General features: G+C 59.1%; 18 protein-coding genes. 10 read left to right on the forward strand and 8 right to left on the reverse strand.

Translation table 11 applies throughout. From position 1 onward, the window contains the following. Nucleotides 1-186: 186 nt before the first annotated feature. On the forward strand, nt 187-1,257 hold the full coding sequence (locus DXT96_RS14290) for a YjgN family protein (protein ID WP_153515279.1): 1,071 nt from the start codon (nt 187-189) through the stop codon (nt 1,255-1,257). After that, entirely contained in the window at nt 1,247-2,317 is a 1,071-nt protein-coding gene (locus DXT96_RS14295) for a M48 family metallopeptidase (protein ID WP_153515280.1), read from the forward strand. The genes DXT96_RS14290 and DXT96_RS14295 overlap by 11 nt, the downstream gene beginning before the upstream one ends. A gap of 46 nt (nt 2,318-2,363) precedes the next feature. Here the strand turns inward: DXT96_RS14295 and DXT96_RS14300 are convergent, their stop codons facing one another. Next, nucleotides 2,364-3,413: a Fe(3+) ABC transporter substrate-binding protein gene (locus tag DXT96_RS14300; RefSeq protein WP_194287640.1), complete on the reverse strand. Its 1,050-nt coding sequence runs from the start codon at nt 3,411-3,413 to the stop codon at nt 2,364-2,366. Between the two features lie 173 nt (nt 3,414-3,586). On the opposite strand from DXT96_RS14300, the gene rirA reads away from it, so the two are divergent. The 7 genes from rirA to DXT96_RS14335 all read left to right on the forward strand — a co-directional run bounded on the left by rirA (nt 3,587) and on the right by DXT96_RS14335 (nt 9,846). Beyond that, the gene (gene rirA, locus DXT96_RS14305; protein WP_142840815.1) at nt 3,587-4,057 is read left to right on the forward strand and encodes an iron-responsive transcriptional regulator RirA; all 471 of its coding nucleotides are present in this window, start codon (nt 3,587-3,589) and stop codon (nt 4,055-4,057) included. A 170-nt stretch (nt 4,058-4,227) separates the two neighbouring features. Then, on the forward strand, nt 4,228-5,274 hold the full coding sequence (locus tag DXT96_RS14310; RefSeq protein ID WP_153515282.1) for an AbrB family transcriptional regulator: 1,047 nt from the start codon (nt 4,228-4,230) through the stop codon (nt 5,272-5,274). A gap of 137 nt (nt 5,275-5,411) precedes the next feature. Beyond that, a complete protein-coding gene (locus DXT96_RS14315; protein ID WP_153515283.1) occupies nt 5,412-6,323 on the forward strand; it encodes an ABC transporter substrate-binding protein in 912 nt (303 codons plus the stop codon). Nucleotides 6,324-6,410: 87 nt separating this feature from the next. After that, entirely contained in the window at nt 6,411-7,577 is a 1,167-nt protein-coding gene (locus DXT96_RS14320; protein ID WP_194287641.1) for an ABC transporter permease, read from the forward strand. After that, nucleotides 7,574-8,512, forward strand: coding sequence for an ABC transporter ATP-binding protein (locus tag DXT96_RS14325; protein ID WP_153515284.1), 939 nt, complete (start codon nt 7,574-7,576; stop codon nt 8,510-8,512). The genes DXT96_RS14320 and DXT96_RS14325 overlap by 4 nt, the downstream gene beginning before the upstream one ends. Further along, nucleotides 8,509-9,249, forward strand: a complete 741-nt coding sequence (locus tag DXT96_RS14330; RefSeq protein WP_149898274.1) for an ABC transporter permease — start codon at nt 8,509-8,511, stop codon at nt 9,247-9,249. Before DXT96_RS14325 ends, DXT96_RS14330 begins: the two co-directional genes overlap by 4 nt. 108 nt (nt 9,250-9,357) lie before the next feature. After that, nucleotides 9,358-9,846, forward strand: coding sequence for a gluconokinase (locus DXT96_RS14335; protein WP_153515369.1), 489 nt, complete (start codon nt 9,358-9,360; stop codon nt 9,844-9,846). On the opposite strand, the gene DXT96_RS14340 is transcribed toward DXT96_RS14335, so the two are convergent. The 7 genes from DXT96_RS14340 to DXT96_RS14370 all read right to left on the reverse strand — a co-directional run bounded on the left by DXT96_RS14340 (nt 9,843) and on the right by DXT96_RS14370 (nt 19,899). After that, the gene (locus DXT96_RS14340; RefSeq protein ID WP_194287642.1) at nt 9,843-11,144 is read right to left on the reverse strand and encodes an FAD-binding oxidoreductase; all 1,302 of its coding nucleotides are present in this window, start codon (nt 11,142-11,144) and stop codon (nt 9,843-9,845) included. The two genes, DXT96_RS14335 and DXT96_RS14340, sit on opposite strands and share 4 nt — an antisense overlap. 1 nt (nt 11,145) lies before the next feature. Beyond that, a complete protein-coding gene (locus DXT96_RS14345; RefSeq protein WP_188355934.1) occupies nt 11,146-12,507 on the reverse strand; it encodes a glutamine synthetase family protein in 1,362 nt (453 codons plus the stop codon). Nucleotides 12,508-12,679: 172 nt separating this feature from the next. Continuing rightward, nucleotides 12,680-13,927: an FAD-binding oxidoreductase gene (locus DXT96_RS14350; protein WP_153515286.1), complete on the reverse strand. Its 1,248-nt coding sequence runs from the start codon at nt 13,925-13,927 to the stop codon at nt 12,680-12,682. A 100-nt stretch (nt 13,928-14,027) separates the two neighbouring features. Next, nucleotides 14,028-15,668: an ABC transporter ATP-binding protein gene (locus tag DXT96_RS14355; RefSeq protein WP_149898271.1), complete on the reverse strand. Its 1,641-nt coding sequence runs from the start codon at nt 15,666-15,668 to the stop codon at nt 14,028-14,030. 5 nt (nt 15,669-15,673) lie between these two features. Then, complete coding sequence (locus DXT96_RS14360) at nt 15,674-16,819, reverse strand: ABC transporter permease (protein WP_153515287.1); 1,146 nt, start codon at nt 16,817-16,819, stop codon at nt 15,674-15,676. Next, nucleotides 16,819-17,913, reverse strand: coding sequence for a microcin C ABC transporter permease YejB (locus tag DXT96_RS14365; RefSeq protein WP_149898269.1), 1,095 nt, complete (start codon nt 17,911-17,913; stop codon nt 16,819-16,821). The genes DXT96_RS14360 and DXT96_RS14365 overlap by 1 nt, the downstream gene beginning before the upstream one ends. Nucleotides 17,914-18,054: 141 nt before the next feature. After that, the gene (locus DXT96_RS14370) at nt 18,055-19,899 is read right to left on the reverse strand and encodes an extracellular solute-binding protein (RefSeq protein WP_153515288.1); all 1,845 of its coding nucleotides are present in this window, start codon (nt 19,897-19,899) and stop codon (nt 18,055-18,057) included. Nucleotides 19,900-20,104: 205 nt separating this feature from the next. Between DXT96_RS14370 and mepA the strand changes: the two genes are divergently transcribed. Beyond that, on the forward strand, nt 20,105-21,160 hold the full coding sequence (gene mepA / locus DXT96_RS14375; protein WP_153515289.1) for a penicillin-insensitive murein endopeptidase: 1,056 nt from the start codon (nt 20,105-20,107) through the stop codon (nt 21,158-21,160). The last annotated feature ends 78 nt before the right edge of the window (nt 21,161-21,238 follow it).

Genomic DNA, 21,238 nt, shown 5'->3' on the forward strand with positions numbered 1-21,238 from the left:
ACAGCGGGGCTTTTTTTGATTAAAAAGATTACTAAAAAAATCAAGTTTCTTTCGTCAAAATAATTCCACTTAAAGCTGTTATCGCGTAAGAGAGCCGTTGCGGCGTGGGGACGCTGCCAATCGACGACTACGGGGAAGCCTGCAAACTCAATCTGCCCGGAGAGGGGCATGTCATGAGGGACTATTATGAGTGAAATCTCAGTCAGCGCGGATCAGCGTGCACTCGAACGTGGCTCGTTCAGTGGAAATGCCAAGGAATATTTTGGAATCTGGATCGTCAATATACTGCTGACGATCGTCACGATCGGCATCTACTCCGCCTGGGCAAAGGTACGCCGCAAGCGTTATTTCAATGGCAATACCGTGCTGGCCGGCCGCGCTTTCGGTTATCACGCCACCGGCGGGCAAATCTTCAAGGGTCGGCTGATTGCATTTGCCTTCATCGTCGTCTCGCAGCTTGTTGGCCTCATCCATCCGTTTCTGGTCTTCGTGCCGGCGATCCTGCTGATGATCTTCTTTCCCTGGCTAATCACGCGCAGCATTCGTTTCAATGCGCGGGTGACGAGCTATCGCAATGTCCGTTTCGATTTCGTCGGCACTGCGGGAGGCGCCTTCGTCTCCATTCTGCTCGGCAGCCTCGTCGCGCTTTTCTCCTTCGGCATTCTGGCGCCACTGTCCAGCCGCTGGGCAAACCGCTACATTTTCAGCAACCTGCGTTACGGTGACCGGCCTTTCAGTGCCGATCCGAAGCTCAGCGCGCTTTACCGGGTCTGGATCATTCCTGCGATCATGGTGGTGATTGGCAGCATCGTGGTCGGTTTCTTCGGCATTGCCGCCTTTGCGGCCAATAGTGCGATCCTCGAAGACGAGACGGCCGCCATGGTTACCGCGCTTGCCTCCCTCTATGTCGGCCTTTTCGGCGCATTTCTGGTTTATGGCCTCGCGGGCGTCGTCTATCGCACCGGCGTTCGCAACGTCGTTATTTCGTCCATGCTGCTGGATGGAAAGCACGACCTGCACAGCGACCTGCATCGCGGGCGCTACCTCTGGATCGTCATCTCCAACCTTGTTGTCACCGTTTTCACACTCGGCCTTATGCGGCCATGGGCGGCGGTGCGCGAAGCGCGTTACACCGTGGAGCGCACCGCGATCCGCTTCAACGGCGATGTGGGCGAGGTCCTTTCTTCGATGGAAGCGACGGGGGCCGCCGTCAGCGCCGAATATATGGATATGGAAGGTTTCGAATTTGGTTTCTGATACCGGAGAGACCGTTTCGGGCGAGTGGCATGCCGCTCGCTCCAGCCTTTCCAGCGCCGCCAGGCTAAAACTTGGCGGCACGGTCCTTCTCGTGCTCGACGCGAAGGACAAACACGTCAGAACCCAGGCCGAGATAAAAACGGTCGAGATCAGCCACCGGGTCGGCGCCATTCCCCGGGAGTTGCATTTTCCCGATGGTTCGCTGTTCGAAACACGTGACAATGACGGCGTGGACAGATTGCTGCACGCGCATATCGCCAGACGCACCGGCGTCGTGCACTGGCTGGAACAGTTCCGCCCGCGATTGATCGGCATCACCGCCACCGCCGTTCTTCTGGCCTATGGCACCTACAAGCTGGCGCTTCCCGCGCTCGTCGAACTGGCAGTCGCGGTCACCCCGCCGATCGTTCCGCAGATCATGTCGGCCAGTACCATGCAGGCCTTCGACCAGACAGTCTTCTCCGCAAGCGAACTACCGCACGAGGAGCAGGATGCCATCCGCGCGGAATTTGCCCGGATCGCCGCCCATGCGCAGGGTTCGCCCGACGACTACAAGCTGAATTTCCGCAAGGGCGGTTATATCGGCCCCAATGCCTTCGCGCTGCCGGATGGAACGCTGGTACTGACGGACGAGCTGGTGGAACTGGCAGGTGACGACAGGCAGATGATCACCGGCGTTCTCGCGCATGAAATCGGCCATGTGGAATATGAGCACAGCCTGCGACAGCTTTACCGCGCAGCCGGTGTCGCCGGTCTCGTCATGCTGATTGCCGGCGATGTGGGTTCAGCCATGGAAGATATTCTCACCCAGGGTGGCGGTCTTCTGGCGCTATCCCATTCGCGCGATGCCGAGCGGCAGGCGGACGAGCGCTCGGTGGAACTGATGCGCAAGGCTGGGCTCGACCCCACCGCCATCGAACGCTTCTTCGCATTACTTGAAGAAAAACTGGGCGACAAGGGCGGCACCAGCATCGTCTCCACCCATCCGGGAACACCGGAAAGGCGTAAAGCAATCCTCGATTACAACGCTTCACTCGATAACAAACCGGCGGGCAACTGACCCGCCGATAATCCCGGTACTTGAGTTGCATGCCTTGAGAATGGCGTCAGTTGGTCGGACCGTCGTTGAAACCCACTTCGTCCACCAGTTCGGACGCCTGTTTGCGATGAGCGGCAATGTCCGTCAGCGGCAGCTTGTCCGGATTGATGGGGCCAAAGCCCTTGACGACATCGGACGGCTCGGCACCCGGCAGCACCGGATATTCAAAGACCTGCTTGGCGTAGATTTCCTGCGCCTCGCGGGACGCCAGGAATTCCATCAGCTTCAGCGCATTGTCCTTGTTGGGCGCATATTTCGTCAGCGCCATGCCGGAAATATTCACATGCGTGCCGCGGTCGCCGGCATTGGGGAAGATCACCCGCACCGATCCCGCCCACACTTTTTCTTCCGGCTCCTGATCATTGGTCAGCATCAGGCCGACATAATAGGTGTTGCCGAGCGCGATGTCGCATTCGCCGGAAAAGATCGATTTCGCCTGGCTGCGGTCGGTTCCATCCGGCTTGCGCGCGAGATTGTTCTTCAGACCGGTCAGCCATGTGCGGGTGTAATCAACGCCATGATGGGCGATCATCGAGGCGATCAGCGCAATATTGTAGGAATGCTGGCCGTCACGAATGCAGATCTTGCCCTTCCATTTCGGGTCGGCAAGCTCCTCATAGGTGATGTCCTTCTGGGTCACCCGCTCCCTCGAGGCATAGACCACCCGGCCGCGCGTCGTCAGGCCGAACCATTCGCCCTGCGGATCGCGCAGATTGGCGGGGATGTCCTTTTCTATCACTGGATCGTTCAGAACCGGCTGCGTGACGCCGCCTTCTTTCGCCTCGACGAGACGGGCGATATCAACCGTCAGCAGCAGATCGGCGGGCGAATTGACACCCTCGGCCTGGATGCGCTCCACCAGCCCCTTATCGAGGAAAAGAACATTGGCCTCTATGCCCGTTTCTTTCGTGAAGGCATCGAGCAGCGGCTGGATCAGCTCAGGCTGGCGGTAGGAATAGACATTCACCTCGCCTTCCGCAAAAGCTGCGGGCGCACCGGAAAAGATCGTCAGCCCTGAAAAAACGGCAGCGGAAAAATACGATTTCAAGCTTGCCATTACGAATGCCTCCATTACATTCAGATTCTTGACTTGTTTGTTCATGAATCATTGAGGCGGTCAACAAGGCTGTTCGAGAAATATCGAATGGCCGCCAGTTTTTTCGGTTTCTGGAATTGTTCTAAACTGAAAAAGAGACTATATAACTCCACATTGAGAGTTAGGAGACCAGCATGCGTTTGACCAAACAGACCAACTATGCCGTTCGCATGTTGATGTATTGCGCTGCGAATGAAGGCAAGCTGAGCCGCATTCCAGAGATCGCCAGAGCTTACGGCGTATCTGAGCTGTTCCTTTTCAAAATCCTGCAGCCGCTCAACAAGGCGGGCCTCGTGGAAACCGTGCGTGGCCGCAATGGCGGCGTGCGGCTCGGCAAGCCTGCCGAAAAGATCAGCCTGTTCGACGTGGTGCGCGTGACCGAAGACAGCTTTGCCATGGCGGAATGCTTCGAGGACGGCGCCGTTGAGTGTCCGCTTGTGGATAGCTGCGGCCTGAACTCGGCGCTGCGCAAGGCGCTCAATGCCTTCTTCGATGTTCTCGCGGAATATTCGATCGACGATCTCGTCAAGGCGCGCCCGCAGATCAATTTCCTGCTCGGAATCGATACGGAAATGCCGAAGGCCATGACCCTTCCCGCCGCCTGATCACGCGAATAGCAGAACAGCGAAAGCCAAAGCCCGTACCCACAGGTCGCGGGCTTTTCTTTTATAAACTACTCTTGAAATATAATATTTTTGGCGATGCAGGTTGACGCCGCCAGACGAAGCGGCGCATTTGGTCGCGAGCTTTTTTGAAGCAAACAATCAGCGTCGCAATGATCATCAAGCCTGAATTCCATACATTTGCGCTTACCGCCCTTGTCGGCAGCATGGGCGCACTGCTCGCCAGCCTGCTTCATGTTCCCGCCCCCTTCCTTTCGGGACCGGCGCTTGCCGTGACGATTACCGGACTGGCGGGCGTAAAGCTCGGAATTCCCGCCTTCATCCGCAATGCCTGTTTTGTCGTCGTTGGTATTTCGATGGGAACGAGCGTAACGCCCTCGGTCATCGATGCGGCAAAGACATGGCCACTGAGCTTCGTCGTCGTGCTCGTCGCCGTCGTCATCATGCTCTACGTCGCCTACTGGATCCTGCATTACGGCTTCGGATACGACCGGACGACGGCGATGCTGGGCGCCTCCCCCGGTCACCTCAGTTATATCATCAGCCTTGGGGCGGAAACGAAAAGCGACCTTGCGACCGTCAGCATCGTGCAAAGTGTCAGAGTGCTGGCGCTGACGCTTTCCGTGCCGCTGATCGTCGAATATTTCGATCTGGTCAGCACCGAACCGCTGATCACCAATCCGCCAATGGGTCTGCCAACGCTGGCGCTAACCATCGCCGCATCGCTTCTGACCGGCTGGCTTTTCCTGCGCTGGAGATTTCCGGCAGCCCTGCTGCTTGGCGGCGTGGCCGTTTCCATCGGAACGCACATTACCGGCCTCACGCAAGGCGGTGTTCCCACCTGGCTCAGCCTGCCGGTCTATGTGCTGATCGGCTGTCTCATCGGCACGCGTTTTTCCAACGTATCGCTGATGGAAGTGCGCAAGGGTTTTCTGGCCGGCTTCGTCGTCACCATCGCCGTAATGGTGATCGCCGGCAGCATCGCCTGGATGATTTCCAGCGTCACCGGCGTTCCGCTCAATGCCGTGATGATCGCCTATGCGCCGGGCGGCCTCGAAACCATGGCGGCCATGGCGGTGATGATGCATGCCGATACCGCCTATGTCGGCTCCCACCACGTCATAAGGCTTCTGTTCCTCTCCGTACTCATGCCGCTCGTCATGGGCAAGGACGCCCGCAAACGGAACGACAAGACCTGACGGCAGCAGACCGGATGACCAGCGCGAAAAATCCGGATGGCATGCAACCATTTCTCCTCCCGGCCGTTCCTCTTTGGCCGCAATTGCGGCGGCGATATTTCGCCTGTTCGGCAGGCTGACCCACCGGAGGAACATTCATGAATCGCTTGATGACGTTGACGGGCGCCGGACTTGCGCTTGCCTTTTCTGTTTCCATCGCTCAGGCGCAGGTGGTGGTGTCGTCGAAGATCGACACCGAGGGCGGTGTTCTCGGCAACATCATCCTTGCCGTGCTGAACAAGAATAATATCGAGACAACCGATCGCATCCAGCTTGGCGCCACCCCGGTGGTGAGGAAGGCGATCACGGCGGGCGAAATCGATATCTACCCGGAATATACCGGCAATGCCGCCTTCTTTTTCTCCAAGGCAGATGATCCGCTGTGGAAGGATGCCGCAAAGGGCTATGAAGAGGCTAAAACGCTCGATTACGACGCCAACAAGATCGTCTGGCTGCAACCCTCGCCGGCAAACAACACCTGGGCTATCGCACTGCGCAAGGATGTCGCCGACAAGAACAATCTGAAGTCGCTTTCGGATTTCGGCAAATATGTCGCCGGTGGCGGCGAGGTGGTTCTTGCCGCTTCCTCCGAATTCGTCAATTCCGCCGCCGCCTTGCCGGCGTTTCAGACGACCTATGGCTTCACCCTGAAATCGGAGCAGCTGATCACGCTGTCCGGCGGCGACACGGCCGCCACGATCGCCGCTGCCGCCAATCAGACCAACAACGCCAATGCCGCCATGGTTTATGGCACCGATGGGGGCATCGCGCCTTCGGGGCTTGTCGTGCTGGAAGACGACAAGCACGTGCAGCCGGTCTATCAGCCCGCGCCGATCATTCGCGAAGAGGTTCTGAAAAAGAACCCCAATATCGAGGAATTGCTGAAACCCGTGTTCGAAAAACTTGATCTGGCAACGCTGCAGGATCTGAATGCCCGCGTGCAGGTGGGCGGCGAACAAGCCAAGGCCGTGGCAACCGACTTCCTGACAAAGAACGGTTTCCTCAAGTAATAGCTTGTGAAATGGTAGATCGGGATGACGAGAACATATGTCGCTTTCGTCATCCCGCTCGCACTTAATACCCAAGGGGAGCGAAATTTGTCGAAATGGCCTGACAAGGTGGGCGTGCTGATTTCGTGCCTTCTCCTTTATGCGCTTTTCGCGTCGCCCTTCATGATATTCCGCGCCAACCGGATCGTTCAGGGTGAAACACGGACGATCTTCGAGGCGCTTCCGGCTACGGCCTCAATGCTCCTCGTCGCCCTCATCCTTCTCGCCACCTTCGTCGCCTTTTTCCGCTTTCCGGTGCGGCTGAAACTCGCAGCCGCACTGGTTGGCCTTGCGGCGCTGGCGATCTTCGTCGGGCAGGCCGCGTCCGTCCTGACACCTGAAGGAAACAGTTTTGCCCGCGTTTCGCCTGCCAGCGGTTTCTGGCTGATGTTTGCCGGGCTGTCATTGCTTGCGACGGACTGCATTGCCCGTCTCCAGCCGAAACCCGCCTTGCGCATTTTGCTGTTGCTGCTGGCGATTGCCTCGCTTGCAGGGATCTTAACCAGCGGTCTCTGGAGCGATCTCTCCATCATCAAGGAATATACCGGCCGGGCCGACATATTCTGGACAGAGGCGCTACGGCATGTGGAGCTGGCCATCGGTTCGCTGATCGCCGCGACCGTCGCGGGCATTCCGCTGGGAATACTCTGTTACAAGGTCGAACGGTTGCGTGCCGGCCTGCTGAACAGCCTCAACATCATCCAGACCATCCCGTCCATCGCTCTTTTCGGCCTTCTGATCGCGCCGCTCGGATGGATCGCCGCCACTGTGCCGGGCGCGGCAAAGATCGGCATTGCCGGCATCGGCATGGCGCCCGCCTTTGTGGCGCTGTTTCTCTATTCACTGCTGCCGGTCGTTTCCAACACGGTGGTCGGCCTTTCCGGCGTTTCGCAAGCAGTCCGGGAAGCGGCGCGCGGGCTTGGCATGACGCCGGTGCAAAGGCTGCTGCGGGTGGAGTTTCCGCTGGCCATGCCGGTCATCCTTACCGGCATTCGCATCGTGCTGGTGCAGAATATCGGGCTGGCGACGATCGCCGCACTGATCGGCGGCGGCGGTTTTGGCGTTTTCGTATTTCAGGGCATCGGACAGACGGCCATGGACCTCGTGCTGCTCGGCACCGTGCCGACCGTTCTCCTCGGCTTTGCCGCCGCGATCACACTCGACGCCCTCATCGACAGTAATCTCTTCAGCGCAGGCGGAAGGCAACAGGCATGATCGAGATCGACACCATCACGAAACGATATGGCGATGCAGCCGTAGTTGATCAGGTATCGCTGACGGTTGCGCCGCGCACCGTCACCGTCATCGTCGGCACATCAGGATCGGGAAAAACCACGCTGCTGCGGATGATAAACCGGCTGGTGGAACCGACCTCCGGCACGATCCGGATCGACGGCGAGGATGTCAGCACGATGCCGGGTTACAAACTGCGCCGACAGATCGGCTATGCCATTCAAGGCCATGGCCTGTTTCCACACAGGACCGTGGCGGAGAATATCGCCACCGTTCCACAGTTGGTCGGCTGGGACCGCAAACGTATCGAGGCGAAAATCGATGCGCTGATGCACCTCTTTCAGCTTGATCCTGCGCTTTATGCCGACCGTTTTCCGCATGAGCTTTCCGGCGGCCAGCAGCAGCGTGTCGGCGTGGCGCGGGCGCTCGCCGCAGAGCCGAACATTTTGTTGATGGACGAACCCTTCGGCGCACTCGACCCGGTGATCCGCGCCAAAGCGCAGAACGATCTTCTCGATATCCAGAAAAAGCTCGGCGTTACCGTGGTCCTCGTCACCCATGATATGGACGAGGCCTTTCATCTGGCGGACCGTATTGCCGTGATGGACAAGGGCCGCATCGTGCAGGACTGCCCGCCGGCCGAACTGGTGCTGAAACCGGCAACCGATTTCGTGCGCACCATGATCGGCGAAAACGAACGCGCGCTGAAACTGCTTTCGGTTCTCTCCATTGCTGACATCGTGGAGCCGGGAAGCGCCGAGGGAGAACCGCTCACCGAACATACAAGCCAGCGCGATGCCCTGTCAGCGATGTTATGGGCGGGCTGTGATGTCTTGCCGGTCGTTAAAGACGATGGCCAAATCGCCGGCCGGGTGCGGCGGGACGTTCTCCTCCAGCGTGCTGCCGGAGCCTCATGAAAAACGCGGCCTCTTTCCTTGCAATCGGATTTCTGGTGCTGGTGCTGATCGTCTTTCTTGCAGCGCCGCAAATCTTCGCGCCGATATTCCGCCCTCTGGTGCAGGCCAATGCACCGGCGATCTACACGCAGGCCAATCTGCTTTCCCTCACTCTCTCGCATCTGACCACCGTGGCGATCGCCACGGGACTGGCCACATTGGTAGCGGGCGCGCTCGCAGTTCTCGTCACCCGGCCTTTCGGGGCGGATTTCCTGCCGCTGTCGCGTAGCATCGTCAATATTGGCCAGACCTTCCCGCCCGTGGCGGTACTGGCGCTTGCGGTGCCGATGATCGGTTTCGGGGAGAAACCGACGCTTATTGCGCTGTTTTTATACGCATTGCTGCCCGTGTTCGAAAATACGCTGACGGGGCTTACGACCCTGCCCGCCACGGTGATGGATGCCGCAAGGGGGAGCGGCATGACCGGCTGGCAGCGGCTTGTCAAAGTGGAACTACCGCTTGCTCTGCCGGCCATTCTTGCAGGTATACGGCTGTCGGCAGTCATCAGCCTTTCAACCGCCACCATCGGCTCCACCGTCGCCGCGCGCACGCTTGGCGAAGTGATCATCGCCGGCCTGCAATCCAACAATCTCGCCTTCATCCTGCAGGGCGGCTTGATTGTCGCCGCACTGGCAATCCTGATCCACGCTGCCTTTTCCGCGCTGGAAAGGACCGCAGCCCGCAAAACCGGGCACTGACACGGGCAAGCTCCGCATTTTTATATTCCCGATACCTGCCACACATGTTAGGGGCTGACCGTCGAAACAGAAACATCAGAGGTTCGGGTGACACAGGCAATCGTTGTGATGGGAGTGAGCGGCTCTGGCAAGTCCACGGTCGCAGAGGAACTGGCCGAAAAACTGGGCATTGCCTTCATAGAGGGCGACAAGCTTCACCCGAAATCCAACGTCGATAAAATGTCCGAGGGCATTCCCCTGACCGACGATGATCGCTGGCCCTGGCTTGACCTGATCGGCGCGGAACTGCGTAAGGGCAGCGAAAACAACGGTGTCGTAGTTTCCTGCTCCGCACTCAAGAAAATCTATCGCGACCGCCTTCGCACGGCTACCGGCGGGCCGCTTGTTTTCGTTTATCTGGATGGCAGCCTGGAACTTCTCAGCCGGCGCATGGGTGAACGCAAGGGCCATTTCATGCCGCTCTCGTTGCTTCAGACCCAGCTCGCCACGCTGGAAGTGCCAACCGGCGAACCGGGCGTCGTCACCGTCAGCATCGATACTACACCGGAAGAAATCGCGAAAAATGCGCTTTCCGGTTTGAAGACGGTGACGTTCTAAAACCCGAGCTTGTCCCGCATGCCGTACCACCATGCACCAAGCATGGTCAGCGGTACACGGAACGTCTTTCCGCCGGGGAACGGATAGTTGGGCAGCGAACTCCAGATATCGAAACGTTCAGCGTGGCCGGCAACGGCCTCACCCAATATCTTGCCGAGCAAATGCGTGGTGGTGACGCCGTGGCCGCTGTCGCCATGCGAAAAATAGACATTGTCGGACAGTTTGCCCATATGCGGGATGCGTGTCAGCGTCAGCGCGAAGTTGCCACTCCAGGCGAAGTCGATCCTGGTCTTTTCCAGTTGCGGAAAGGTCTTCAGCATGTTCGGGCGGATCACACCGGTCAGGTCGGCCGGATCGCTGCCGCCATAACCGATGCCGCCGCCATAAAGCAGGCGGTTATCCGAGGTGCGACGATAATAGTCGAGAATGTAATTGGCATCCTCGACGCAATAATCGGCGGGCAAAAGCGCCTCGATCAGATCGACATCGAGCGGCTCCGTCGCCATGACCTGACTTGACACCGGCATCATCCGCTCGCCGATTTCCGGCAGCAATGTGCCGAGATAGGCATTACCGCAGACGAGGACATATTTCGCCTTGACGCTGCCCGTTGCCGTGCGCACGACGGGGTTTGCACCCTGCTCCAGCGAAATGACCCGCGAATTTTCGAATATGCGGGCACCAAGGCTTTCCGCCGCCGCCGCTTCGCCTTGCACCAGATTGAGCGGGTGAATGTGACCGCCGAACCGGTCGATCATGCCGCCGGCATAACGCTCAGTCTTTACATATTTTCCAACATCGCCCTTGGCAACCATCTCAAGCCCGCCATGGCCGTGTTTTTCCCAATGGGCCTTGTGAGCCTCCATTTCGCGGATCTGTTTTGGTGTGAAGGCCGCGAAAAAGCCGCCATCGACAAGATCGCAATCGATGGCGTACTTGGCGATACGTTCGCGGATGATCGCGCCGCCTTCCAGCGACATTTCCCCGAGTTTCACTGCCTTTTCGTTACCGTAACGCCCGGCGATGGTTTCGAGGTCGCGGCTGTAACCGTTGACGATCTGGCCGCCATTGCGCCCCGAAGCGCCGAAGCCAACCCGCACACCTTCCAGCACGATGACCGAATAACCGCGCTCACTGAGTTCAAGTGCCGCGGAAATGCCGGTGAACCCGCCGCCGATGACGCAGATATCGGCTTCCAGCGCGCCTTCAAGCGTCGGCCGCACGGATTTGACATTGGCGGAGGCCGCATACCATGACGATGTATGGCCGGGATTGGGAATAGTCGTTACCTCAGCCATCTCACACCGTCCTGATATAGGCGTCATATTCGACGTCAGTTACACGCAGGGAAAATTCGGAAAGCTCCTGCTGCTTGCAGGCGGAAAACAGCGTGCGATAACGCTGGCCGAGCGTCGCATAGGCAAAGCTCGAGCGCGTGAAACGCTGCAGGGCGTAGTCCCAGTTGGTGGGTAGCGGTTCATGATTGATGGCGTGGCTGTCGCCGGCAATCGCGCCGCCGGGCTGGCGCTTCTCCTTCATGCCGGCAAGTGCGGCACTCAGGATCATCGCCACGACGAGATAGGGATTGGTATCGGCACCGGCGACACGATGTTCGATACGGGTCGCGGCCTTGCTGGCAACGATGACGCGCACCGCCGCCGAGCGGTTGTCGATGCCCCAGGAGGCGTAGGTCGGCGCATGTTCACTCGGCGTCAGACGGCGGTAGGAATTGGCATGGGGGGCGAAGATCGCCATGCTTTCCCCCATGTTTTCCAACAGGCCGCCGACCGAATGCATCAGCGCATCCGACGGGCCGTTTTCGCCAGCATAGATATTCCTGCCGTCCTTATCGAGAACGGAAAAATGCACATGCATACCGTTGCCGGCCTGCAAGCCGTAAGGCTTGGCCATGAAGGTGGCGTCGAGTTCATGCCGCCGCGCCACGCCCTTGACGATGCGTTTCAGGAAGACGGCGAAATCAGCGGCCTGCAACGCGTCCGGCACATGGTTGAGGTTGATTTCATATTGGCCGGGGCCGTTTTCCCGCAGCGTCGTATCGGCAAGCACACCCTGCGCCCGGCAGGCCGTGGCGATATCGTGGAAGACATCCTCGAAATCCTGCAATTCGGAAATCGACAGAACCTGGGTCTGGCCCGTGTGCCAGCGTCCCTCACGGCTGTGCGGCGGGCGCACGGGGTCAAGTGCAGAGCGGACTGGATCGATCAGGTAAAATTCCAGTTCCGTGGCGACCACCGGCGTGAGGCCGGCCTTTTTGTATGTTTCCAGAACCCGCGCCAGCACATTGCGCGGATCGCCGTAAAAGCCGGTTCCATCCGGGTTTTTCATCGCGAGCAGGACTTGAGCTGTCGGGCGGCCAAGCCATGTTACCCGCGATAACGTACCGGGAACAGGAAAGCAGAACCCATCCGGATCACCCGTGCCTTCGGCGAGACCTGCGGCATGCACATCTCGGCCCCAGATATCCAGCGCATAAACGGAACGGGGGATCGCCATTCCCTTTTCGAGCACGTCGATTGCCCTCTCCCGCGGAATCCATTTGCCGCGCGGAACGCCGTTCGCGTCTATGACGAAGGCTTCGAGAATTTCGATATCGGGGTTATCGGCGAAAAATTTCTTTGCTTTTTCAATATCATCCATCATGCACCAGCAGGCCGTTTCTCTTCTGTTTCGCGCGCGGAAGCGCTTCGCTAACGAAAATCATCCTGCTGCTGATAGATGAGAAACCTCGCCACCATGATGACGTTTGCCCCTTTTCCCTCTTGATAAGCCCATGTTACGTGGGCGGCCGCAGGAAGGCCAGTGGATTCGGCTATCAGGGATTGAACCTTTCCGGGCGATAGGCGTCAATGGCGGTAACAGGCGTTTCTCCCAGCATCGTTTCCGCCAGAACGCGGCCGGTGATCGGCCCCAGCGTGAGACCGTGATGGGCATGCCCGAACGAGAACCACAGGGTTCTGTGGCGCGGCGCCTTGCCGATGATCGGCATCATATCCGGCGTGCAGGGACGTGCGCCCATCCACGGTTCGGTATCCAACCGGCCACCCAGAGGAAAGACGGTGCGGGCCACCCGTTCCGCCCGCTCGATCTGCACGGGGGATTTCGGCGCATCGCGTTCGGCAAATTCAGCACCTGTCGTGAGGCGGATGCCCTTGCGCATCGGTGCCAGGAAATAACCGCGCTCGGCATCGATCAGCCAGTTGTTGAGCTTTGTCCCCTCCTGCGGCGCATAATGCATGTGATAGCCACGCTTCACCCCGAGCGGGAAACGATAACCCAGCCTCTCTGTCACCGTATCTGCCCACGGACCAAGCGCCAGGACGGCATGTTCGGCCTCGACCGCGCCGGTTTCGGTGCGCACCGTCCAGCCACTTACTGTCTGGCTAAGCGTCGATGCATCGCCCCGGATAAAGGTGCCGCCGAGGTTTTCGAACAGTTTGAGATAGGCGAGCGTCAGCGCGTGCGGATCGAGCACCGACCAGGGATCGTTCCATTTCAGGCCGCCGACGAAATCACGGCTGAGATGCGGTTCGGCCGTTGCGAGTTCTTCGGCGTCGAGTTTCGTGTGGGAAATGCCGTGGTCACGCGTAAGCCGCTCAGCGAAGGCATAGTCGGCATCCCGCCTTGCGGCAGTCCTGTAAGCCTCCATCCAGCCGTTCTTGACGATCAGATCGCCGGCTTTCGCCTCGTCGATCAAAATACTGTGTTCGGAAACCGAATGCTCAATCAGCGGCGCATAGGCGCGGGCAATCGCCGCGTGGCGCGTGGCTGCGGAATTATACCAGTAGCGACCGAGAAAAGGCGCGATCTTTGGCAAGGCAGAAAGGTGATAACGGGCATCGATGCTGTTATTCAGCGAATAACGCAGTAGCAGCGCCAGGTCCTGCGGAAAGGCGTAAGGCACGACGCCTTCTCTCTGGATCAGCCCGGCATTGCCGAAAGAGGTCTCCTCGCCCGGTCCGCGCCGGTCAACCAGCACCACCGATTTGCCCCTTCGGGCCAGTTGCAAAGCGACGGAGACCCCGATGATCCCCGCTCCCAGAACAATCACATCCGCTGCCATGGCAATCAATCCGTTTCCGCATCACGTCTCTCGCAACATGGGTCGGCATTTTCCGCGAAGCAACAGAAAAATCATTACCTTAATAGAAACAGCGATGCGCCTACTGGCTCACCGCTTTGGTTTCGACAGCCTCGATATTGAAGGCCGCAGCCAGCAGCGCCTTGGTATAGTCCTGCTGCGGGCTGGCGAAAATCTCCGCCGCTGCACCGCTCTCCACCACCTTGCCGTGGCGCATGACGATCAGGTCGTTGGCGAGCGCCTTCACCACCTTCAGATCGTGACTGATGAAGAGGTATGCGAGTTCGTGCTTGGCCTGGAGATCGCGCAGCAGATCGACGACCTGCGCCTGCACGCTCATGTCGAGCGCGGATGTCGGCTCATCCAGCATGACGAAACGCGGTTTCAGCACCATGGCACGGGCGATGGCGATGCGCTGACGCTGGCCACCGGAAAATTCATGTGGATACCGCCAGCGGGTGGCCGGGTCGAGGCCGACCTCTTCCAGCGCGGTGGCGACACGCGTATCGCGCTCGTCGGCGGATAGAGACCGCTCGTGCACCTTCAGGCCCTCGGCGACGATTTCGCCCACCGACATGCGCGGGCTGAGCGAACCGTAAGGGTCCTGAAATACCACCTGCAACCGGTTTCTGAGCGGCTTCATCATCTCATAGGAGTAATGATCGATCGACTGGCCGATGAAGCTGATGCGTCCCTCGGATGCGATCAGCCGGGAGAGCGCCAGACCAAGCGTCGTCTTGCCCGAGCCGGATTCACCCACCACGCCCACCGTTTGACCGGCTCGCAGGGTAATATCGATGCCGTCCACCGCCTTCACATGGTCGACAACCCGGCGCATCAGCCCCGCCTTGATCGGGAACCAGACCTTGATGTCGTCGCCCTGCATGACCACGGGTTTGCTGGCATCGGAATGCGGGGGCTCGCCCTTCGGCTCTGCTGCAAGGAGATGGCGCGTGTAGGCGTGCTGCGGATCGGTAAACACCTGCTCCACGGTGCCGGTCTCGACGATCTTACCCTTGGTCATGACGCAGACGCGGTCGGCAAATTTGCGGACGATGCCGAGGTCGTGGGTGATGAACAGCATGGACATGCCGTGTTTCGTCTTCAGATCACTCAGAAGCTCAAGGATCTGCGCCTGCACCGTCACGTCGAGCGCCGTGGTCGGCTCATCGGCGATCAGCAGTTTCGGCCGGTTGGCAAGCGCCATGGCGATCATCACACGCTGCCGCTGGCCGCCGGACAATTCATGCGGATAGGCTTTGAGGCGTTTTTCCGGTTCGCGGATGCCGACCTGCAACAATAGTTCCAGCGTGCGCGCCCGCGCCTCAGCCCCGGTGATTGCCTGGTGCAGCTCGAGAATCTCGCCGATCTGCCGCTCGATGGTGTGGAGCGGATTGAGCGAGGTCATCGGCTCCTGGAAAATCATGGTGATGTCGTTGCCGCGCACCGCGCGCAACGCCCGTTCCGGAAGGGTGAGCATGTCCTTGCCGTCGAACAGGATTTTGCCCGACGGATGGCTCGCCGCCGGATAGGGCAGCAATTTGAGAATGGAATTCGCGGTCACGGACTTGCCGGAACCGGACTCGCCAACGAGAGCAACGACTTCGCCCGGCATGAGGTCGAAGGAGACGTGATCCACGGCGACGCTGGTTGCACCACCCTGATGAAAGGCAACCGAAAGGTCACGGACGGAGAGAAGTGGCTGGATGGTTTTTTCCGTCATGGCGATCACCGGAACGTCTTGCGTGGATCGAAGGCGTCGCGCACCGCTTCACCGACGAAAATCAACAACGAGAGCATGATGGACATGGTAAAAAACGCGGTGAGGCCAAGCCAGGGGGCCTGAAGGTTGTTCTTGCCCTGCGCGATCATCTCGCCCAGCGACGGTGAGCCCGGCGGCATGCCGAAGCCGAGGAAATCGAGCGAGGTGAGCGTCGTGATCGAACCCGAGAGGATGAAGGGCAGGAAGGTCAGTGTCGCCACCATGGCGTTGGGCAGAAGATGCCGGAACATGATCGTCCAGTTGCCGACGCCGAGCGCACGGGCAGCTCGGACATATTCGAAGTTTCTGGCGCGCAGGAATTCTGCACGCACAATGCCGACGAAACCGACCCATGAGAAGAGCAGCATGATGCCGAGCAACACGAAGAAGCCGGGTGGCATAATGGCAGCGATGATGAGCAGGATATAGAGCACCGGCATGGATGACCAGATTTCGATGAAACGCTGCAGAAGCAGGTCAGTCCAGCCGCCGAAATAGCCCTGAATGGCGCCGGCGGTGACGCCGACCAGAGCCGACGCGATGGTCAGCGTCAGGCCGAACAGCACGGAGATGCGGAAACCATAGATCATCCGCGCCGTGACATCGCGTGCCTGATTGTCGGTTCCGAGCCAGTTGAGATTACCAAGCGTGCAACCGGGATCGGCATTACCCTGCGGATAGGCGGAGCAGCGGTCTTTTTCATCCATCAGCCAGAAGGGCGCGGTGGGTGCCGAATGCGGAATATTGGAGTTGACCGTCTGGTAGGAATAACGGATCGGCGGCCAGATCATCCAGCCATTGGCGTTGATCTCGTCCTGGATGAAGGAGGATTTGTAGTCGGTCTGGGCAAGGAAGCCGCCGAACTTCTCTTCCGGATAATCGACCATGACCGGCACCAGTATCTCGCCTTTGTAGGAAGCGAGAATGGGTTTGTCATTGGCGATGAATTCCGCGATCAGGCTCAGGAAAAACAGGATCAGGAACAGCCAGAAGGACCAGTAACCGCGCCGGTTCGCCTTGAAATTCTGCCAGCGGCGCTTGGTCGTCGGCGAAAACCACGGGCGCTTCGGCTTTACCAGTGTCTCGGCAGCGGCGGTGTTGGCGAGCGTCATCACACGTCCCTCCGCTCGAAGTCGATACGCGGATCGATCCATGTATAGATAAGGTCGGAAAGGAGACCGACCACAAGGCCCATCAGCGAGAAGATGAACAGCGTGCCGAACACGATCGGGTAATCACGATTGACGACCGAGAGATAGCCGAGGCGGCCGAGACCATCCAGCGAGAAGATGTTCTCGATCAGCAGCGAGCCGGTGAAGAAGGCCGAGATGAAGGCGCCCGGAAAACCGGCAATCACGATCAGCATCGCATTGCGGAAGACGTGGCCATAGAGAACCTTGCGTTCGGAGAGACCCTTGGCGCGGGCGGTAACGACATATTGCTTCTTGATCTCGTCGATGAAGGAATTTTTCGTCAGAAGCGTCGTTGTTGCGAAAGCCGAGAGCGACAGCGCAATCAATGGCAGCGTCAGATGCCAGAAGTAGTCGATGATCTTCTGCCACCAGTTCAGCTGGTCAAAATTATCCGACACCAGACCGCGAAGCGGGAACCAGTCGAAGAACGATCCGCCGGCGAAAAGCACGATGAGCAGGATACCGAACAGGAAGCTCGGCACCGCATAACCAATGATGATGATGCCTGATGTCCAGACATCGAAAGTCGAGCCATCGGAGACGGCTTTCTTGATGCCGAGGGGAATGGAGATGATGTAGGAGATGATCAGGATCCAGAAACCAAGCGACATCGACACCGGCAGCTTGTCGATGATGAGATCGATGACCGAGGAATTGCGGAAGAAGCTGTCGCCGAAATCGAAGCGGATGTAATTCCACATCATTTCGAGAAAACGGGTGAGCGGCGGCTTGTCGAAACCGAACTGCTTCTCGAGCTTGGCGATCAGCTCCGGGTCGAGACCCTGCGCACCGCGATATTTCGAGCCGCTTTCATCAAAACCGCCGGACTGGCCCATAAGATCGCCGCCGCCCGAAAGCCGGTCGGAAGCGCTGTCGCCCTGCCCCGTCAGCTGCGCGACGACCTGCTCCACCGGCCCGCCCGGCGCAAACTGGATGACGAGAAACGAAATGCCCATGATGCCGATGATGGTCGGGATCATCAGCGCCAGACGTCTGAGGATATAGGCGCCCATCAGCCTCTGCTCCCGGGAGATACGTCAGCGGTTTTCGTTTCAGTCAAACCCGGTCCTTTCATGAAAGCGCGGCCCGCGCGCTCCAAGCGATTCGTTTCGCCCTATGTGAATCAAGCCTTCGCCGCGAAAGCAAGGCCGGCGTCAGTTTCCGGCCTGGCTGGACCACCATGCATCCGGAAAACCGATGCCATATTCAGGCAGGTTTTCAGGGCGGGTGAGTGTGTTCCAGTAGGCGATGAACATCTCGCCGCGGTAAAATTGCGGAATGACGTAGCTGTTTGCCAGAAGCACCCGGTCGAGTGCGCGCGCCGCAGCCACCTGTTCATCCCGGTTGGGCGCAAATATGACCTTCCTGACAAGAGCATCGACGGCGGGGTTCTTGATGCCGGCGAGATTGTTGGACCCCTGCCGGTCGGCCGCGGCAGAGCCCCAGAAATCTGCCTGTTCATTGCCGGGGTTGGCCGATGTCGCCCAGAGCTTGACCGCAACGTCGAAATCGAAGCTGCGGGTGCGGTTGGTATATTGCGAGGCATCGACCGTGCGGATGGTGGCGTTGATGCCGATCTTCTTGAGGTTCTGGACATAGGGCAGGATGGTTCTCTCCATGCCGGAGGAATCGATCAGGAATTCCATATCAAGCTGCTGCCCGGTTGCCGCGTTGACCATGCGGTTGCCGCGCAGCTCGTATCCGGCCTCCTTCATCAGCTTCACCGCCTCACGCAGATTGTCGCGCTGCTTGGCAGGATCGCCTGCCACCGGGTTGCGGTATTCAGTAGTGAAGACTTCCGGCGGCACCTGATCTTTCAGCTCCTGCAGCAGTTCCAGCTCGCGCCCGGTCGGCAGGCCGGAAGAGGCCAGCTCACTACCCATGAAGAAGCTGTTGATACGCTGGAACTGGCCGTAAGCCAGCGTGCGGTTCAGCTCCTCGAAATCGAAGGCGTAATTGAGCGCCTTGCGCAGGTTGGGGTTCTGGAACTTTTCGCGGCGCATGTTCGGCACAAAGGCCTGCATGATGCCGACGGAGCGATAGATATTCGGCAGTTCCTCTTTCTTGACGTGGCCTTCCTTGACTGCCGGAAAATCATAACCCGTGACCCAGCGGCTGGATGAGGCTTCCTGGCGGAAATCGACGGTGCCGGACTTGAAGGCCTGGAATTCCACATCCTGATCGGAAAAGAAGCTGTAGGTGATGGTTTTGAAATTGTTCATCCCGACATTCACATTGACGTCCTTGCCCCAATAGTCGTCGCGACGCTCATAGGTCATCGTGGAACCGGGAGACAGCGAGGCGATCTTGTAGGCCCCAGAGCCCATCACCGGCTCCAGCGTGCCACGGGAAATGTCGCGCGGCTTGCCGTCTGGACCTGCAGCCTCCCACCAGTGCTTCGGAACGATCAGCAATTGCCCGACGATCTGCGGCAATTCGCGATTGTTCTTTTCATCGAAGGTGAAGGTGATGTCCCTTTCGCCACTCACCTCCGCCTTGGTGACGTGGGTGTAATAGGTAGCAAGCTGCGGGCTCAGATCCTTGGCCTTTTCGAAGCTGAAAACCACATCCTCCGGCGTCACCGGTTTGCCATCAGCCCATTTGGCCTCCGCCCGCAGCCGGAATGTTGCCTTCGAAATATCGTCGGGATAGCTGACGCCCTCAGCCAGAAGCCCGTAGGATGCCGAGAGTTCCTCTTCCGTTGATTTCATCAGCGTGTCGAAGACCAGCGAAAGTCCTGTCGCCGCCTCGCCCTTGGCGAGCAGCGGGTTGAGCGTGTCGAAAGTTCCCGTCGTCGACATGCGCAGCGCACCGCCTTTCGGCGCCTTGGTGTTCACATAGTCGAAATGATCGAAGCCATCAGGATGTTTCAGTTCCCCGACCGTCGAAATCCCCTTTCGCCAGACACCGCCCGACTGGGCGGAGGCCGCTGCCGGCATCAGCATGGCGGATGCCGCAAGGGCGATCAGAAGGCGGGATTTCAGTGGTGCCAATATCATCGGGGGAATGTCCCTGTTTTCGTGTTTGTTGGAGAGAGCATAAAACAAAGATTGGCAAAAAACAGATGCTTCGGCTCACAAGCTCTTTATCGGCACCCTTAATCTGTCTGCTTTGCACAAACCGGGCGAAACATGGTTTCAACAAAATCCCGTTCCAGTTTACTCTAAGGGGAAGAGAATCATCTGATCGGACGGGCACGGCTATATGACGGCGGGATCATCGAGAGTTTTCAAGGCGGCCATGCTGGCGATTTCGGTCGTCTCCGCGCTGCAGTTGCAGATGGAAACCGCATCGGCCGAGGACAGGCCCGCGAAGGAAGTGTTTGGCCATACGGCCCTGCCTTCCGCAGCGGCCTCGCAGCCCATCGGCTCCTATGCCAAGGGCTGCCAGTCCGGCGCGATCGCCATGCCGACCGACGGTCCCGGCTGGCAGGCCATGCGGCTTTCGCGCAACCGGCGCTGGGGCCAGCCGCAGCTGATTTCCTTCCTCGAGCGCTTTTCGCAGGATGCCCAGAAAATCGGCTGGCCGGGTCTGTTGCTCGGCGATATTTCCCAGCCGCGCGGCGGGCCGATGCTGACCGGCCATGCCTCGCACCAAATCGGCTTGGATGTCGATGTCTGGTGGCGGCCAATGCCTAACCCCCGGCTGAGCGTGGAGCAGCGCGAAACCGTGCCGTTCATCTCCATGCTGGACAAGGGCAAATTCCTGACAGTCGATGATCGCAAATGGTCGCCGCTCAATGCCCGGCTGGTGATGATGGCAGCGAGCTATCCGCAGGTGGAACGCGTCTTCGTCAACCCGGCCATCAAGCAGAAACTCTGCCAGACATGGACCGGCGACCGCACCTTCATGGGCAAGATCAGGCCGATCTACGGGCATGACGAACATTTCCACATTCGCCTCGAATGCCCGCCCGGCGCGCCGAACTGCAAACCGCAGGCGGCCGTGGGCAAGGGCGATGGCTGCGACAAGTCGCTAGCCTGGTGGTTTACCAAAGAACCATGGGCGCCGCCGAAAAAAGACCCCAATGCCAAACCGGTGAAACCGCGCCCCGTCATGGTCTCCGACCTGCCCGCCGCCTGCGCCGCCGTGGCTGCCGCCCCTTCCGTCAACCCCGAGGGTATTGCGGCGCAGGCCTATTCCCCCGCGCCGGTTCAGGCAGTGCGCCAGCAAAGCGTGGAACAGGTTATTCAGAACGCTCCGACCCTCCAGCCGCCTTCGGATATTCCACTGCCGACCCAGCGCCCGACATTGAACTGATACAGAAATGAGGCATTCAACAGCTTCCCTTTTCAAATGGCGGCAAGCTGTTATAGAAGGCTTCAAATCGATTTAATT

It is taken from the genome of Agrobacterium sp. ICMP 6402 (genome assembly GCF_009498615.1).
In the GTDB taxonomy this organism is placed as follows: Bacteria; Pseudomonadota; Alphaproteobacteria; order Rhizobiales; family Rhizobiaceae; genus Agrobacterium; species Agrobacterium burrii.

Bases quoted from the DNA above. Each gene is read 5' to 3' on its own strand.
- DXT96_RS14290 (WP_153515279.1), top strand. From the start codon at position 187: ATGAGTGAAATCTCAGTCAGCGCGGATCAGCGTGCACTCGAACGTGGC.
- DXT96_RS14300 (WP_194287640.1), bottom strand. From the start codon at position 3,413: ATGGCAAGCTTGAAATCGTATTTTTCCGCTGCCGTTTTTTCAGGGCTG.
- rirA (WP_142840815.1), top strand. From the start codon at position 3,587: ATGCGTTTGACCAAACAGACCAACTATGCCGTTCGCATGTTGATGTAT.
- DXT96_RS14310 (WP_153515282.1), top strand. From the start codon at position 4,228: ATGATCATCAAGCCTGAATTCCATACATTTGCGCTTACCGCCCTTGTC.
- DXT96_RS14315 (WP_153515283.1), top strand. From the start codon at position 5,412: ATGAATCGCTTGATGACGTTGACGGGCGCCGGACTTGCGCTTGCCTTT.
- DXT96_RS14325 (WP_153515284.1), top strand. From the start codon at position 7,574: ATGATCGAGATCGACACCATCACGAAACGATATGGCGATGCAGCCGTA.
- DXT96_RS14330 (WP_149898274.1), top strand. From the start codon at position 8,509: ATGAAAAACGCGGCCTCTTTCCTTGCAATCGGATTTCTGGTGCTGGTG.
- DXT96_RS14335 (WP_153515369.1), top strand. From the start codon at position 9,358: ATGGGAGTGAGCGGCTCTGGCAAGTCCACGGTCGCAGAGGAACTGGCC.
- DXT96_RS14340 (WP_194287642.1), bottom strand. From the start codon at position 11,144: ATGGCTGAGGTAACGACTATTCCCAATCCCGGCCATACATCGTCATGG.
- DXT96_RS14345 (WP_188355934.1), bottom strand. From the start codon at position 12,507: ATGATGGATGATATTGAAAAAGCAAAGAAATTTTTCGCCGATAACCCC.
- DXT96_RS14350 (WP_153515286.1), bottom strand. From the start codon at position 13,927: ATGGCAGCGGATGTGATTGTTCTGGGAGCGGGGATCATCGGGGTCTCC.
- DXT96_RS14355 (WP_149898271.1), bottom strand. From the start codon at position 15,668: ATGACGGAAAAAACCATCCAGCCACTTCTCTCCGTCCGTGACCTTTCG.
- DXT96_RS14360 (WP_153515287.1), bottom strand. From the start codon at position 16,819: ATGACGCTCGCCAACACCGCCGCTGCCGAGACACTGGTAAAGCCGAAG.
- DXT96_RS14365 (WP_149898269.1), bottom strand. From the start codon at position 17,913: ATGGGCGCCTATATCCTCAGACGTCTGGCGCTGATGATCCCGACCATC.
- DXT96_RS14370 (WP_153515288.1), bottom strand. From the start codon at position 19,899: ATGATATTGGCACCACTGAAATCCCGCCTTCTGATCGCCCTTGCGGCA.
- mepA (WP_153515289.1), top strand. From the start codon at position 20,105: ATGACGGCGGGATCATCGAGAGTTTTCAAGGCGGCCATGCTGGCGATT.